The sequence below is a fragment of the Piscinibacter sp. PDB5-1 genome, assembly GCF_056676035.1.
The window spans coordinates 550150-566146 of the sequence record NZ_JBWVZL010000001.1 but is presented as its reverse complement, the minus strand read 5'-3'; the positions used below and the strand labels follow the sequence as shown (position 1 = coordinate 566146).

The window sequence follows — 15997 nt, the reverse complement described above, 5'->3', positions numbered from 1 at the left end:
GAAGCCATGCGCCCGCAAACACCCCACCGGCGTGCGGCAGACCGCACGGTCGGACGGGGGCGTGGGCAGGGTGCGGCATCGGCTCGTGCTTCGCAGGGCAGGTTCAGTGCGGCGTGTTCGCTGCGTTCGAAGGTTGGGCCTTTGCCGCCGCCAGACGAGCACACAGCGCATCGAACGACATTGCGGCGCTGACCGAGGCGGCGAACTTGTCGGGCAGCGCGATCACCGTCTCGAAGGCACGGAAGTCGGCATCGGCCTTGTCGTCGAGGAAGCGCAACTCGATGCTGCCGCCTTCGTTCTCGATGAAGCCCTTCACCGCGTCCATGCCCACGCCGCGCCCGGACACCTCGGTCACCTGTTCGGCGGTCGAGAAGCCCGAAGCGAAGATGAGCTGTGCGACGTCTTCAGGGCTGATCTTGTCGCCCGCGCTGATGACGCCGTTCTCGATCGCACGCTGGCGGATCTTGGCGATCGCCAGGCCCTTGCCGTCGTCGCGCAGCTTGATCCACAGCTTGCCGTCGTCCACCGACAGGTCGAGCTGGATGTGCCCGGCCGCCGGCTTGCCCTTCTCGTGGCGCACCTCGGGCGTTTCGATGCCGTGGTCCACCGAGTTGCGCAGCAAGTGGGTGAAGACGTTCTTCAGCACGCTGCTGGCCTGGGTGCGCACGACGATGCCGCGGTCTTCGATGCCGACGGTCGGCGGCTCCTTGCCGAGTTCTTTGGCCAGCGAAGGCAGCGATTCGAGCGTGCCTGCCAGCGCCTCGCCGAGCGGTTCGGTGCCCAGCATGTTGAGCGTGCGCCCCACGCTCTGGATGGCATTGCGCAGCGCGTCAGGGTCGGCCTGGTCGACGCTGAGCAGCAGCTGCAGTGACTGCTGCACCGTGTCGCGCTCGACCATCAGGAACTTCTCGACCCCGCCGCGACGGCCCGGGCCCTTGCGGCCCAGCACCGTGTCGTTGACGTGCGAGTAGGTTTCCAGCAGGTCGCTCACGGCCTTCAGTTCGGCCAGCAGCTCGTCCTGGTTCCACTCGACCTCGTTTTCGCCCTTGCGCATGTCGTCGTAGCGCTGTTCGGCCACGTGCACGAGGTTGGTCAGCGCCAGCAGCCCGTAGGTGCGTGCGTTGCCCTTGATCGTGTGCATGTTGCGGAAGAGCAGGTTGATCGTGTCGTCGCGCTTGTCGGTGGCGGCCTCGATGAGGCGCTTGTTCTCTTCGAGGAAGTTGCGCGAGCTGGCGACGAAGGGGTGGAACTTCTCCTGGCTGACCGCCAGGATCTCGCCAATCATCTGCAGCTCACGCTTGCGCTCGTTGGCCTCGGCTTCGAGGCGCTTGAGTTCGGTCACGTCGCGCACGCAGAGCATGAGCTTGTCCACGATGCCTTCGTCGTTGGCGATGGGCGACCAGCTCAGCGCGAGCGACTTCACCCGGCCGTCGGCCATGGTTTTGTCGAACTCGCTCACCAGCAGGTGCGAGTTGAACTCGTAGTTCATCTCGTCTTCGCCGATGCACGAGCCGATGGCCGCGTCGATCTGCGACAGCGTGTCGGCACCCAGGCTGGTGTTGGCCAGCACCAGGTCCATCACCGACTGCTCGGCGATGGTGTCGGTTTCGAGGATGGTCTCGAGGTAGGCCGAGTACTCGGGGTGGATCACGCCGCCGCCGACGATGGTCAGCACGCCCTGCGGCATGTTCTGCAGCATCGCGTTGATGTCGTTGGTCTTCTGGCGCAACTGCGCGGTGCGCTCGGCCACGCGCTTTTCGAGCGAGGCGTACAGCAGCGCGTTGTCGAGCGACACCGACAACTGGCCGGCGATCATCGACACCGAGTTCAGTCGCTCGGCGCTGAAGGCCGCGCGGCGCTGGTGGTTCTCAAGAATCAGCACCGCGTTGAGCTGGCCTTGCTTCAAGATCGGTGCGACCACCAGCGAGCACTGCGCGAACTTCTCGACGTAGGGGTCGGCCGAGAAGCGTTCGTCGCTCGGGGCGTCGTCGATCACCAGCAGCTCTTTGGTGCGTTCGGCGTAGCGCACGGCCGACAGCGGGGCTTCGCCGCGGGCGCCGGCTTCTTCGACCGTCACCGGCTCCTGGCCATCGCCAAGCGAGCTGGCCATGACCCACTGGTTGCTGCCTTCTTCGGGGTGCACGACCAGGTAGACGCCGGTGGCGCCGGTGATGGCGCCCAGCACCTTGCCCACGGCGGCCGTCAGGCGCGACAGGCTGGTCTCGGAGCTCAGTGCCTGCGACGCGCGCAGCACGGCCATCATGTCGACCATCTCGGTATCGACCACGGTGCTGCGCGGGCCGGCGGTGCTGCTGCCAACCTTGCTCGTCGCACGCAAGAAGGCGTGCTGGCGGCGCAGCTCCTTGACCTTGGCCGATGCGCCCCAGGCCTCGTAGGTGTCAGAGGCGGTGGCGAGCAGGGGCCGGGCCGTGTGCTCCATGCCTTGGGCCATGTGGAACAGGCCGGCGCGCTCGTGGATGAGGCCTTTGTGCCACGGGCGGTTGTGCAAGAGCGACTCCGCCACGGCGGCGTCGAAAGCCGTGCCGGCCGCCCACACCGAGTCGGCGGCCCATGCGCGCTCGGCCTCGGCCCAACGCTGCAGGTGCAAGAAGTTCTCGGGCGCATCGGCCGCGCGGGCCGTGAGCCAGGCCAGGCTCTTGTCGAGCTCTTCGATCACCGGCGCGCGCTCTTCGGCGGGCAGGCTGCGTGCCTTGTCGGCGAGCGACAGGCAGTGCAGCGCACGGATCATCGCGGTGATGTAGTAGCCCGGCAGGCGGGCCGACAGCGGCACCGCCGCGGCGATGTTGCCGGCCAGCGTCGGCATGTCGCCGAAGATCGCGGCGCTGAAGGCGCGGAAGGCGCGGTACGTGGCGGCGGTCGGGCTGGTCGGGTCGGCCTTCAGCCGCTCGACGTAGGCCTCTTCGTCGAAGTTGTCGCACGTGAAGTGACCGGGCTTGGCGGTCTGGCCACGCAGCGTCTTGATGAACTGGCGACGCGGCAGGTAGCGCTGTTCGAACTCGGTGTTCTTGGTGCGCGCCGCCATGTCGAGACCTTCTTCCAGGTCTTTCCACGCCGGCTCCAACGTGGGCATGCAGTCGATCATCGGATCGACGGCCACGTGCGTGTACGAGATGAACGACTCGTCGCCCTGCGCCTTCAGGTCGGCGCGCGAACGCATGAAGGCATCGGTGACCACCGATTCGATCGGATCGACCCAGTGCGCGGCCGAAATGCCGAAGAGCGCGCGCACGAACGAGGTCGAGGGTTCGTACTTACGCGCCTCGCCCACCTTGAGCACATGCCGGCCCACGGTGTAGGCACCGCGGTAATCCTGCGGCGTGCCCACCAGCATCATCTGCACGGCGCCGAGTGAGCTCATCAGGCGCGGTGAGGGCCCGTGTTCGACCCACAGGCGCTGGCACTCGAGCGTCAGCCAGGCCCAGGTCGTCAGGTCGGTGAAGTAGGCGGGGTTGGTGGTCTCGGGAATGATCCGGGTCAGCGCCACGACATGGGGGTCCGCGATCTCGGGCTTTTCGTTCACCTCGCGTTCGGTCTCGGGGTTGCGGTACCACATGACCACGCGCTTGAAGCCTTCGCCGATGGCGGGCAGCAGGTTCTCGGGCTTGGTGAGGCCGAGTCGCCCCATCACGCCCAGGCCGAGGTTCATGCCGTCGGTCATGCGGCGGCGGTTCATCAGGCCGTAGATCTGCACGCGCGTGGCTTCGAGCAGCGGCGTGGGGTCGTCGACGCTGGCGAGCAGGTCGTCGTACAGCGTGTCGCAGTCGGCCAGGCGGCCTTGCTCGAAGAGGGCGCGGTGGTGGTCGATCTTGAGCGTGACCAGGCGCTCCTTGTCGCCGTCGCCCGCCACGGGGGCCAGGGCCTTGATGGCCGCGGCGAGGTAGCGCTCGGAAGCGGCCGGGTCGCTCAGGCGCAGGCGCTTGGCGGCGCCTTCCAGCAGGTCGGCAGCGAGGCGCCGCTCAGATTCATCGCCCAGCACGTCTTGCGCGGCGAGGAACTGTTCGGTCGCCAGCTCCGCGAACTCGGCCTTGGCGCCGGCCGACAGCTTGCGCGCCAGCGACAGGTGCAGGTCCAGGCGGGCCGGGGCGTCCATCGATGCGAAGGCCGCGGTGCGCACGCGTTCGTTCGCGCATTGCAGGCCGGCCTCGCCTTGCAGGGCCAGGCCTTCGTCGAGTGCGGGGGCGGCGCGCTTTTTCAGGTCGGCGTCACGCCAGCCGGTGGCGGTGCGCAGCGTGGCGGGTGGCGTGGCATGGCCCAGGCAGGCCAGGGCTTGCAGCAGCTCGACGCTGTCGCCTGGCAGGCTGCCGATGCGTTGGGCCAGCTCGGCCGGGCTCGAATGCCCGACGTAGCGGCGCAGCGCGGTGGCGTCCCAGTTCCATTGGCCTTGCTGTTGCACCAGCAGGCCGTCGTTGCGCAGCGCGTTCAGCAGCGCGAGCGTGCGACCGGGGTTGTGGCCGGCGCGCAGCTTGAGCGCATCGGCCAGGCGGCTGGCTTCGTCGGCCGGCAGGCGCAGCACGCGGCCGACGAATTCGCCGGCGGCGGCATCACCCAGCGGCGGAACCTCGATCGCGCGGATGCGCGGCACGCCCTTCCAGCGGCTCACCAACTCGCCGAGCTTGGGGTCGGCGGCGACGGCTTCGGTGTCGAAGGCGCAGACCATCAAGAGGCTGGGCACGATCTGGTCGCGCGTGAAGCCGGAGTCGAGCGACTTCAGCGTCAGCTGCGGCGCCCAGTGCAGGTCGTCGTAGACCATCACGAGGGGGCGCTCGGGGCTGGCGATGGCGCGCAGCAGGGCGAGCGTGGCGGTCGCGGTGCGGCGGCCCACCTCTTCGGGCTTCAGTTCGAGCGGCGGGTGTTCGCCCAGCAGCATCTGGAACTCGGGCAGCAGCGAAGCGCCCACACCCAGGTGGCCGTCGAGCGCGGCGAGGATGCGCTCGCGGTAGACCTTGAGCTGCTCGTCGGGCAGCGCCAGCAACTGGCGGCCCAGTGCCTGCAGCGAGTCCTTGCCGGTGCCGGCGGTGCCTTGGCTTTCGGCGGTGTACTTCACCGAGACCATCCACGGGCGCTGGCCCGCGACCGTGGCGCGAAAGTCGTCGATGAGCGCCGACTTGCCCGCGCCGAGCTCACCTTGCAACAACACCACCGGGCTTTGGCCCTGGCGGGTGAGGTCGAAGGCCTCGTGCAGGGCGGCGCGCTGGGCATCGCGCTCGATGAGTTCGCTCGGTGCGCTCAGCCGCGTGCCGAAGTCGAAGCGGCCCAGCGCGAAGCTGTCGAGCTTGCCAGCCGCCAGGCCCTTGCGGATGAGGCCCAGGTCTTGAATCAGGCCTTCGGCGCTCTGGTAGCGGCGGTCGGGTTCTTTTTCGAGCAGGCGGATGACGACGTCCGACACCATCGGCGGCACGTCGGCGCTCAGCGTGGCCGGGGCGTCGGGCACGCGCACCAGGTGGTCGTGCACCATCTCCAGCAAGTCTTCGCTCTCGAAGGGCTTGCGGCCCACGAGCAGTTCGTAGAGGGTGATGCCGAGCGAGTAGAGGTCCGATCGCTGGTCGGCGGCGCGGCCGGTGCGGCCCGTCTGCTCGGGCGACATGTAGGCCAGCGTGCCGGCGAGGGCGCCTTCGGCTTCGGCCGCGGCCTTCTCGTCGCTCAGGTCGCCGGCGATGTTGAAGTCGATCAGCGTGGGGGCCAGCGTCTGGGGGTGAATCAGCAGGTTGGCCGGGCCGATGTCTTTGTGGATGACGCCGAGCTTGTGCACGTTGGCGAGGATGCTGGCCACGCCCATGGCGTAGTCCACGCATTGCGCGGGCGTGAGCTTGCGGGTCTTGATGAAGTTGGCAAGCGCGACGCCACCTTCGTCTTTGAGCATGAGCGTCGTGCGCTCGGCCGACGGTGCGGCGATCTTCACCACGCCGTCGATGTGGGCCAGCCGCTTCAGCATGCCCACTTCATGATGCAACCGCTTGATGGCCTGGTTGCCCACGGCCTGTTTGACCACCACCGCGCCCACGTCGGGCAGGGTGCGGCGCGTCACGCGCGCATGGTCGTTTTCGTACAGGAGCTCTTCAGCGGCAGCAGCCACGTCAGCACCCATGTCACGGTTGTTCTGTTGAGTCGTCACACGTCACCCCTCGTTGAGATCACCGAATCCGGAATTGGCCCACCCCGCAAGTCCATCGCGAGCGTTCGGCAGCATCGGTGCTATCGGCACGCGGGCGGACTTGTTAAGTCTTGTTTCCTCCCAGTGTGGGCACGAGTGCCGCGAAGCAGGGTGGGAAATAAGGCCCAAATCCAGGCCAGTTGCGGGCGGCGGCACGGCCCCTGGTGTGCAAAGGTGCGCACCGAGCAACTTGTGTCGAGGCGGCTCCGAATTCGCTGATTTGTGAAAAATTGTGTCCACATCGTGAGGTGGGCTGCCTCAAGCCGAGTCGCCCGGCGCCGAAAACCCCGATGAGCGTCGGGCTTCGCATCGGCGCCGCAGAAGAAAGCCAGGGTCGGAAAACAGAAGACGTGGTTCGTCCGAACCGAGCCAAGTGAGGCGACATGCCATGACAGACAAGACATCGACACCGGCGTCGAACGACTACTGGATCGACGAGCGCGACCTGCTGGTGCTGCAAGGCGACCCGGCGGGCAACTTCGTCTACGCGAACCCGGCCTACATGGCGGCCTCGGGCTACACCTGGGCTGAGCTCAAGGGCACGCCCTCGGCGCGCATGATGGCCAAGGACAACCCGCCGCAGGTCATGAAGGACATGATCCTCACCATCCGCGGGCGCAAGCCGTGGACGGGGATCATCAAGAACCGCCGCAAGAACGGCCAGTTCTACTGGCTGCGGCTGAACATCTCGCCGCTGTACGCGGGCAAGAAGTACGCCGGCAGCCTGATGGTGCACAGCCGCCCGTCGCGCGAAGAAATTGCCAAGATCGAGCCGCTCTACAAGCTCATGCTTGACGGCAAGCACAACGACTTGGTGCTGCGGCACGGGCGCGCTTTCCGCGCCACGCGCCTGGGGCTGGGCCTGCAATGGCTGCGCGAGACCGGCCTCAAGCTGCGCCTGTGGAGCAGCCTCGCGGCGCTCGACCTCGTCGGCCTGGCGGGGCTCTTTGCCGTCAGTAGCCCGGCCGAGGGCGGCTTCTGGGTGGCGCTGTCCATGCTGGTGGGCGCCAGCGTGGTGATGGGCGCGTACCTCTTCCGCTCGATCGTCGTGCCGCTGCGCGAGACCGCGCGTTTCGCCAACAACATCGCCGCGGGCGACCTGGGCTCGCAGATGTCCAGCGAGCGCAACGACGAGATCGGCGAACTGATGCGTGCGCTGACGCAGATGAACATGAACATGCGCGCCACCGTGATGGACGTGCGCGACGGCGTCGGCCTGATGGAACGGGCCACCAGCGAGATCGCCACCGGCACGCTCGACCTGTCGTCACGCACCGAAAACCAGGCCAGCAACCTGCAGCAGACGGCCGCGTCGATGGAGCAGATCAACTCGACCGTGCGCAACAACGCCGACACCGCGCGCCAGGCCAGCAGCGTGGCCAGCGCCGCGTGCGATGCGGCCGAGACGGGCGGGCGCGTGGTGGGCGAAGTCATCTCGACGATGGATGGCATCACCAAGTCGAGCAAGCAGATCGCCGAGATCATCGGCGTGATCGACAGCATCGCGTTCCAGACCAACATCCTCGCGTTGAACGCGGCTGTGGAAGCGGCGCGTGCGGGCGAGCAGGGCCGTGGCTTCGCGGTAGTGGCCGGCGAGGTGCGCAGCCTCGCGCAGCGCAGCGCGCAGTCGGCCAAAGAGATTCGCACGCTGATCTCGGAGAGCGTCAACCAGATCAACAACGGCTCGAAGCTCGTCAACTCGGCGGGCCAGTCGATTCAGAACATCGTGGACCAGGTGCGCCGCGTGACCGAACTGGTGAGCCACATCTCGAACGCATCGACCGAGCAGTCGTCGGGCATCGGGCAGATCAACCAGTCGGTGACCCAGCTCGACCACATGACGCAGCAGAACGCGGCGCTCGTGGAACAAAGCTCGGCCGCCGCCGAGAGCCTGCGCGAACAGGCCACGCGCCTGGTGGACACGGTGGCCATCTTCAAACTGTCGCAAGCCGAGAACGACGCGCTCTTGAAAGCGGTCGATGCCGAAACGCTGAAGGCGGTGAACCGCGCCCACGCCGAGGCCATCGGCAAGAAGTGAGCGGCGCAAGGTGAGGGCATGGCGGGAAGTGAAAGCTGCCAGCCATAAACTGCCGCCGCATGAACACGACCCTCTACGGCATTGCCAACTGCGACACCGTGAAGAAGGCCCGTGCCTGGTTTGCCCAGCACAGCCTCGACCCGATCTGGCACGACTTCAAGAAGCAAGGCGTGCCTGAAGCCGCCCTCGACCTGTGGCTCGCCCAGGTCGGCTGGGACAAACTGCTCAACCGCCAGGGCACCACGTGGCGCAAGCTGGGCGACGACGAGAAGGCCGCGGTCACCGACGCGGCCTCGGCCCGCGCACTGATGCTGCGCCAGCCCAGCGTGATCAAGCGCCCCGTGGTCGAGTGGCGCAGCGGCGAGGTCACCGTCGGCTTCTCTGACGAACTGTTTCAGAAGCAACTCAGATGAGTGAAACCCCCTCGCATGGGGGCCGTAACGGTCTGTGACATGCAGCTGCCGCGCAGGGCGCGCCGGCAAAATCCCTCGGTCATCACGAGGGATAAAAGATGAACTTCATGGAGGTCGTGGCGCGCCTCAAAGCCACGCTCTTTCACAGCCAGCAACGGCGATTGCTGCAGTTGGAAACCGCGTTGCCCAGCGCGACGCTGGTAGTCGAACGGGCCACCTGGCGAGAGAACATCAACGGGTTCACGCTTGACGAGGGCGAGGCTGTTTCGGGTTCATCCGACAAAGCACCCGGCAAGGCGCCGCTGAGCCCCTTGGTGGCCGTGGTCGATTGCCTGAGCACCAACGCCAACCTCGAACTCAAGGCCCTGATCGGCGAACAGATGAGCCTGCGGCTCATGACCTCCACCGGGCGCTATCGCACCTGGCACGGCTACGTCGCCCAGGCCGCCCAACTCGGCGCCGATGGCGGCCTGGCCCGCTACCGGCTGCAACTCGTCGCGTTCACCCACTTCCTCGGCCTGCGGCGCGACAACCGCGTCTTCCTCGGCCTTCGCGCCGACGACATCCTCAACCAAGTCATCGCCGCCTACCCGCAGGCCAACTTCCGCTTTGAACTCAGCGACCAGGCGCTGGACGCCGCTGTCGTGCGCGGCACCACCACCCAGTACCGAGAAACCGACGCCGCCTTCGTGCAACGGCTGCTGGCCGAAGAAGGCTGGAACTGGTGGCTCGAACACAGCGACGACGGCCAGCCTTTGAGCGACGCCAAGCAAGCCAAGCACACCCTCGTCATCGCCGACGCCCAGGCCGAGCGTGCAGAGCTCGGCCCCCTGCGCTTCGGCAAGACCGACGTGCGCAACCTCTTGGGCATCACCGAAGACACCATCACCGCCATCGGCGTGCAGCGCCAACTGCACACCAACGCCGTCACCCAGGCCGCGTGGGACGCGCGCCAACTCGCCGGCGTGTCCGCCCACACGCAAAGCGCATTCGCCCAAGGCGAGGTGCCCACCCTTGAGTCCTACGACGGCCGGGGCGAACGCCGCTTCGCGCAACACGAAGCTGGCGAAGATCAGGCCCACGGCGCCCGCGCCGAACACCATGCGGCCCTGCAACTCGCCCGCCATGAACTGCGCCTGAAGACCCTGCAAGGCGAAGCCGCCGTGCGCACGCTCGCGGCCGGTGCTAACTTCCACCTCAGCGGCCACAGCCTCTACGGCCTGCAAGGTGCCGCCACCGGGCGCACCGACAACCACTTCTGCGTGCTCGCCATCGAACACCAGGCCGCCAACAACCTCGGGTCCGAAGCGGCCCAGCTGCTGGCCGCCACCGACATCGAATCCGGCAGCTACCGCAACCGCTTCAACGCCGTGCCCGCGGCCGCCCGCCTCGCACCGAACGCCCAGCCCAAACCCCAGGCCCATACCCAGACCGCCTGGGTCGTCGGCCACGACGGTGAGCCCCTGACCACCGAACGCGACCTGCGCGTGAAGCTCCAGTTCCCGTGGCAACGCGGCGAGCGCCCCCAACCCGGCGGCCTCGGCGCCCCGGTGCCCCCTGGCAACCAAGCCAGCGGCCACGCCCCCGGCGATGCGTCAGCCAGCCAATGGGTGCGCGTCGCCCAGCCCCAGGCCGGCGCCAATTGGGGCGCCGTCTTCATCCCCCGCATCGGCACCGAAGTGCTGGTGGACTTCATCGAAGGCGACCCCGACCGGCCCCTCGTCGTCGGCCAACTGCACAACCCCCGCGAACCCCTGCCCTGGCCCGCCGGCCAAGACAGCGACGCCAACCACCCCGGCACGATCTCGGGATGGCACAGCAAGACCCTCGACCGCGCTGGCCACAACGAATGGCTCATCGACGACGCGACCGGCCAGCTGCGCATGCGCCTCTCAAGCTGGAGCGACGGCAGCCCCTGGAGCGAACTCAGCCTGGGCCACCTCATCCAGCAAGGGTCGAACAGCAGCCAACGCGGCCCCTGGCTCGGCAGCGGCTTCTACGCCCACACCGACGGCTGGGCCAGCGTGCGGGCCGCGCAAGGCCTGCTCTTGAGCAGCACCGCCAGACACGGCAGCTATGGCAGCGCCCAAAGCACCCAGATGGACGCGCAAGAAGCCGTCGCCCAACTCAAAGGCGCCCAGAACCTTGGCCAACGCCTGAGCGAAGTCGCCCAGGCCCAGGGCGCGCTCGGGCTCACGAGCCACGACGCGCAAGACAGCGCCGCGCTGCACAGCCTCATCCACGCCATCGACCCCACCCAAGCCGGCAAGCACGAAGGCAAGAGCAAGCAGCAAGGTCGAAGCGACACCGACCCCGTCGAAGCCTTCGCACAGCCGCACATCGTGCTCGACACCCCGAGCGCCGCCGCCTTCGCCAGCCCCGGGCCGATCGCCAGCTTCTCAGGGCAAGACACCAGCTTCACCGCGCAAAGCGACGTGCACCTCGCGGCGGCCTACACCGCCAGCCTCGTCAGCGGCCAGACCACCAGCGTCTACACGCACGAAGGCGAGCTGCAGACCATTGCGGCCAACGGCAACCTGAGCCTGCGGGCGCACACCGACCAGATGGAGATACTGGCCGACAAGGACATCACCATCCTCAGCGTCAACGACGAGATCCGCATCACCGCCAGCCAGCGCATCGAGATGGTCGCCGGCGACAGCAAGGTCGTGCTCGACGGCGGCAACATCGACTTCATCACGCCGGGGACGTTCACGGTCAAGGCGGCCAGTCATGCTTGGGGAGGGGGACAGAATGCCCAAGCCAGCTTGATACCTCTGCCCAGTGCCAAAACTGCGATCTTTGGCGCGAAGTATCGATTATTGGATGAGTCGTCAGGCCAGCCTCTGCCGAACGTCCCTTATTACATTCGCCTTGCCAGTGGAGTTGTTTTTTGGGGTGAAACGGATGGCAAGGGCTTCACTGAATATGCTGGATCAGATAAGCGGGAAATGGCTACTCTCTTGATTGGTCATGAAGCCATGCTAAGAATATATGACCTAAAAGGTTCGTAATGCCGAGTAATCCGTTTGATGTACTCCTGAAGGACTCTTCTCAGGGGCACGATGTGCCCGTAATTGATCGTGTAGTGCTACGCTCTGGTCGCTATAAGATTGGCCCGGCAGAGCGACCGTTAGATATTGTGCATGACAATGGATTTCTTGAAAGAAAAACCAAGAATGGTACTGTCGAAAAAGTCCCTTTTGAAGAGCCAACCGGCGGTGATCGCGACTTGCTTAGGGCTTGGCGTGCAGGCGTCGCGACCTACGGTTCCCTCTATCCGGAGGATGCTGACGCGGTTGAGGCTTATTTTCACTTTCTAGATGGCAAAGGCAAAGATCGCCATATCGATTACAACAGATTTCTTGAAGGGGATGCTGCTGGCATAGAGGTGCTCAATGAGGTTGTCGATGACTTCGTCAAGCACGCAGAAATTCTCTCTAGAAATCGAAAAGAATTTTCGATGACCAGCACGAAATACAAGGTCGGGACTCCTTCCTCGGGCGAAGATCAAAGCGTAATCTGGAATGGTCCATTGAACTCAAATTGGCGTCGCGCAATTGGGGAGCATCAGTTCTGGGTGCATGGGATGGTGTCTGTAAAGGTCGCAGCCCCAAGAAAAATTCTATTCTCCGCGAGAATATTTATAAACATGGAGGATAAGTACAATTTCAACCCAGGGCAGCAAGATGTATCTACTGGCTTGAAGGATGCGCACAATGGACGATTTGAAGTTACTCGTTTGGCGCATCAGTATATTACCTATGGTACTGCCTCTCGCTGGTTACGATGGTCCCCAGGAGAGATGCCCAAGATTTACAAGCGAGATCCAGATGCTGGTCCAGAAAAAATTCTGATGGATTATTGAGTATGCGGGCATCCCATGTCGTGCTGGGCGGCCTTTTTGGGCTTCTAATCCTCTTTGGTATGGAAAAAATTGTCGACACTCCCGCCCCTTTCGAGTCGGGTGAATTTCATCGGCTCTTTCGATTGCCGTTTCCCATTGAAGTTGTCGGCTGGGAGAAATTTTCTTATCCTGAGAAAGGTGGTTTTTTTACCCCTGGACAAGACCAATACATCGTGGTGGCGTTGCTAAAAGGCGTTTACAGCCCCCCCGCTGCGGATCCGCTGGCTCGAATGGACTGGTTTGTGCCAAATGCGGTCCGCTCTTGGTTGCCCGACGATGTCGCGAAGACAATCAGAGCCGGAATGAAGGCTGGTAAGGCGGGAGCAGAGCGTTCTGGATGCTCACGGGTGAAGGTCCTTTTGCCCGCAAGCGATGAGCGAGATGCCTCCGTGCAGGCGGTTATTTGCCCTGTGGGCCCGGAGAGAGTTTTTTTCTATCTTGCTTCCTGATATTTCGCAGGGTACGTTTCAACATAACTCGGATGGTTAGCCCCTTCAGAATGGCTCCCCGTCGACAGAATTGGATCACGCACGCCTGCCAAAGACAGTCCGCGCGAGATTCCGGCCGCTAAAGGCGGACTAAATCGAAGTCTTGCCCGCGTGGCATCCCCCGACCTTCGGTGCATCAAGCCGCCAGCAACTGCCGCAGCACGAAGGGCAAGATGCCGCCGTGCTTGTAGTAGTCCACCTCGATGGGCGTGTCGATGCGCAGGGTGAGCGACACGTCTTGCGTCGTGCCGTCGCCGCGCTTGATGACGAGGGTGGCGTCTTGCTGGGGCTTGAGCTCGATGCCGAGCAGGATGTCGAATTCTTCGTCGCCCTTGATGCCGAGCGACTCCCACGAGTCCGTGCCCTTGAACTGCAGCGGCAGCACGCCCATGCCCACCAGGTTGGACCGGTGGATGCGCTCGTAGCTGCGTGCCACCACGGCCTTGATGCCCAGCAGTTGCGTGCCCTTGGCGGCCCAGTCGCGCGACGAGCCGGTGCCGTACTCTTCGCCGGCGAAGACGATGGTCGGCACGCCGGCGGCCATGTACTTCATCGCGGCGTCGTAGATGAACATCTTTTCGCCGCTCGGCTGGTGCAGCGTGAGGCCGCCTTCTTCACGGCTGCCGTCGGGCAGGGCCGGGATCATCAGGTTCTTCACGCGCACGTTGGCGAAGGTGCCGCGCACCATCACGTCGTGGTTGCCGCGGCGTGAGCCGTAGCTGTTGAAGTCGGCCTTTTGCACACCATTGGCCTTGAGCCAGATGCCCGCGGGCGATTGCTCCTTGATCGAGCCGGCCGGCGAGATGTGGTCGGTGGTGATCGAGTCGCCAAACAGCGCCATCGAGCGCGCGCCCTTCACGCCCGCGTTGGCGAGGCCGGGCTCCATGTGAAAGCCATCGAAGAAGGGCGGCTTGGCGATGTAAGTGCTGTCGGGCCACGTGTAGACCTGCCCCTTCACGCCCTTGATCTGCTCCCACAGCTTGCCGGGCTGGGCCTCGATCTTTTCGTAGTTGGCGCGGAAGGCTTTCGCGTTCATCGCGTGCTTCATCAACTGGTGCACTTCGTCGCTGGTCGGCCAGATGTCGCCGAGGTACACGTCGCGCCCGCCCTTGCCCTTGCCGACCGGCTCGGTCATCAGGTCGACCGTCGCGTTGCCGGCAATCGCGTAAGCCACCACCAACGGCGGCGAGGCGAGGAAGTTCGCCTTGATGTTCGGGTGGATGCGCGCCTCGAAGTTGCGGTTGCCCGACAGCACGGCCGAGCAGACAAGGTCGTTGCGGTAGATGACTTCGTTCAGCTCTTGCGTCAGGTCGCCTGCGTTGCCGATGCAGGTGGTGCAGCCATAGGCGGCGACCGCAAAGCCGAGCTTTTCGAGATAGGGCAAGAGGCCGGTCTTCTCAAGGTACTCGGTGACGATGCGAGAGCCGGGCGCGAGCGAGGTCTTGATGTGCGGCTTGACCTTGAGGCCCGCCTCGACCGCCTTCTTGGCCAGCAGGCCGGCGGCCAGCAGCACGCCCGGGTTCGAGGTGTTGGTGCACGAGGTGATGGCGGCGATGAGGATGTCGCCGTTCCGCACGTCGAGCCCGCTCTCGGTCTTGAAGACCTGATGCAGTTTCTCTGCCGGCTGGTTGAAGCCGTTGGCCGCCGTGGGCTTGCTGAACAGCTCGGTGAAGGTGGACTTCATCTTGCCGATCTCGATGCGGTCTTGCGGGCGCTTCGGGCCGGCCAGCGATGGGGTCACCGTGCCGAGGTCGAGCCGTACTTCTTTCGAGTAGCTCAGTTGCCCCGCGCTCGGCACGCCGAACAGGCCCTGCGCCTTGAAGTAGGCCTCGAAGGCTTCGATCTCTTTGCGCGTGCGGCCGGTGCCTTCGAAGTAGTCGATGGTCTTCTCATCGACCGGAAAGAAGCCCATCGTCGCGCCGTACTCGGGCGCCATGTTGGCGATGGTGGCGCGGTCGGGCAGGGCCAGTGTCTTGGTGCCTTCGCCGAAGAACTCGACGAACTTGCCGACGACCTTTTCGCGGCGCAGCAGCTCGGTCACCGTCAGCACCAAGTCGGTGGCGGTGACGCCTTCGCGCAGCTGGCCGGTGAGCTCGAAGCCCACCACGTCGGGCGTCAGGAAGTACACCGGCTGCCCCAGCATGCCGGCCTCGGCCTCGATGCCGCCCACGCCCCAGCCCACCACGCCGATGCCGTTGATCATGGTCGTGTGGCTGTCGGTGCCGACCAGCGAGTCCGGGTAGTAGACGCTGTTCTTGCCCTTGTGCACGCCGCGCGCCAGGTACTCGAGGTTGACCTGGTGGACGATGCCGAAGCCCGGCGGCACGACGCCGAAGGTGTCGAAGGCCTGCATGCCCCACTTCATGAACTGGTAGCGCTCGTTGTTGCGCTGGAATTCCAGCTTCATGTTCAGGTCGAGCGACTTCTTGCTGCCGAAGTAATCGATCATCACCGAGTGGTCGACCACCAGGTCCACCGGCACCAGCGGCTCGATGGTCTTGGGGTTCTTGCCCTGCGCCTCGGCCACGTTGCGCATCGCGGCCAGGTCGGCCAGCAGGGGCACGCCGGTGAAGTCTTGCAAGACCACGCGGGCCACCACGAAGGGGATCTCGTCGGTGCGCTCGGCCTGGGGCTGCCAGTTGGCGAGCTGCTCGACGTGCTCGGCCGTGACCTTCTTGCCATCGCAGTTGCGCAGCACCGATTCGAGCACGATGCGCAGCGACACCGGCAGCTTGTCCACGTTGGGGTAGGTCTTCGCCAGTTCGGGCAGCGAGAAAAAGCTGCCGGTCTTGCCGCTGGCGGTGGTGAAGGTCTTCAGCGTCTTGGGAAAGGCGTGGCCCAGGGCATGGCCCAAGGCGCGGGCAGACGCGGGCGAAGCCGAGGAATCCGCGGGGGGCGTGGTCTTCTTGGTGGACTTCTGGGTCGGGGCCATGGGGTCTCCTTCGTGAAGCGGGAAATTGTGCCCAAAGCCGCAGCAAG

7 protein-coding genes are annotated in these 15997 nt (G+C 65.3%); 5 read left to right on the top strand and 2 right to left on the bottom strand.

Features of this window, described 5'->3' with window-relative positions; all coding sequences use genetic code 11:
- Window positions 1–103: 103 nt before the first annotated feature.
- Window positions 104–6106 carry a protein kinase domain-containing protein gene (locus AC1KAT_RS02440; protein WP_480322419.1) on the bottom strand — a complete coding sequence of 2001 codons (6003 nt, stop codon included), beginning with the start codon at window positions 6104–6106 and terminating at the stop codon, window positions 104–106.
- 454 nt (window positions 6107–6560) lie between these two features.
- On the opposite strand from AC1KAT_RS02440, the gene AC1KAT_RS02435 reads away from it, so the two are divergent.
- The 5 genes from AC1KAT_RS02435 (at window position 6561) to AC1KAT_RS02415 (ending at window position 12979) form a co-directional block, all read left to right on the top strand.
- Entirely contained in the window at window positions 6561–8210 is a 1650-nt protein-coding gene (locus tag AC1KAT_RS02435; RefSeq protein WP_480322417.1) for a methyl-accepting chemotaxis protein, read from the top strand.
- A 59-nt stretch (window positions 8211–8269) separates the two neighbouring features.
- A complete protein-coding gene (locus AC1KAT_RS02430; RefSeq protein ID WP_480322415.1) occupies window positions 8270–8623 on the top strand; it encodes an ArsC family reductase in 354 nt (117 codons plus the stop codon).
- 98 nt (window positions 8624–8721) lie between these two features.
- Complete coding sequence (locus AC1KAT_RS02425; RefSeq protein ID WP_480322413.1) at window positions 8722–11637, top strand: type VI secretion system Vgr family protein; 2916 nt, start codon at window positions 8722–8724, stop codon at window positions 11635–11637.
- The gene (locus tag AC1KAT_RS02420; RefSeq protein WP_480322411.1) at window positions 11637–12491 is read left to right on the top strand and encodes a hypothetical protein; all 855 of its coding nucleotides are present in this window, start codon (window positions 11637–11639) and stop codon (window positions 12489–12491) included. Before AC1KAT_RS02425 ends, AC1KAT_RS02420 begins: the two co-directional genes overlap by 1 nt.
- Before the next feature lie 2 nt (window positions 12492–12493).
- Entirely contained in the window at window positions 12494–12979 is a 486-nt protein-coding gene (locus AC1KAT_RS02415) for a hypothetical protein (RefSeq protein ID WP_480322409.1), read from the top strand.
- 175 nt (window positions 12980–13154) lie between these two features.
- Here the strand turns inward: AC1KAT_RS02415 and acnA are convergent, their stop codons facing one another.
- The gene (gene acnA, locus AC1KAT_RS02410) at window positions 13155–15950 is read right to left on the bottom strand and encodes an aconitate hydratase AcnA (protein WP_480322407.1); all 2796 of its coding nucleotides are present in this window, start codon (window positions 15948–15950) and stop codon (window positions 13155–13157) included.
- Window positions 15951–15997 lie beyond the last annotated feature (47 nt).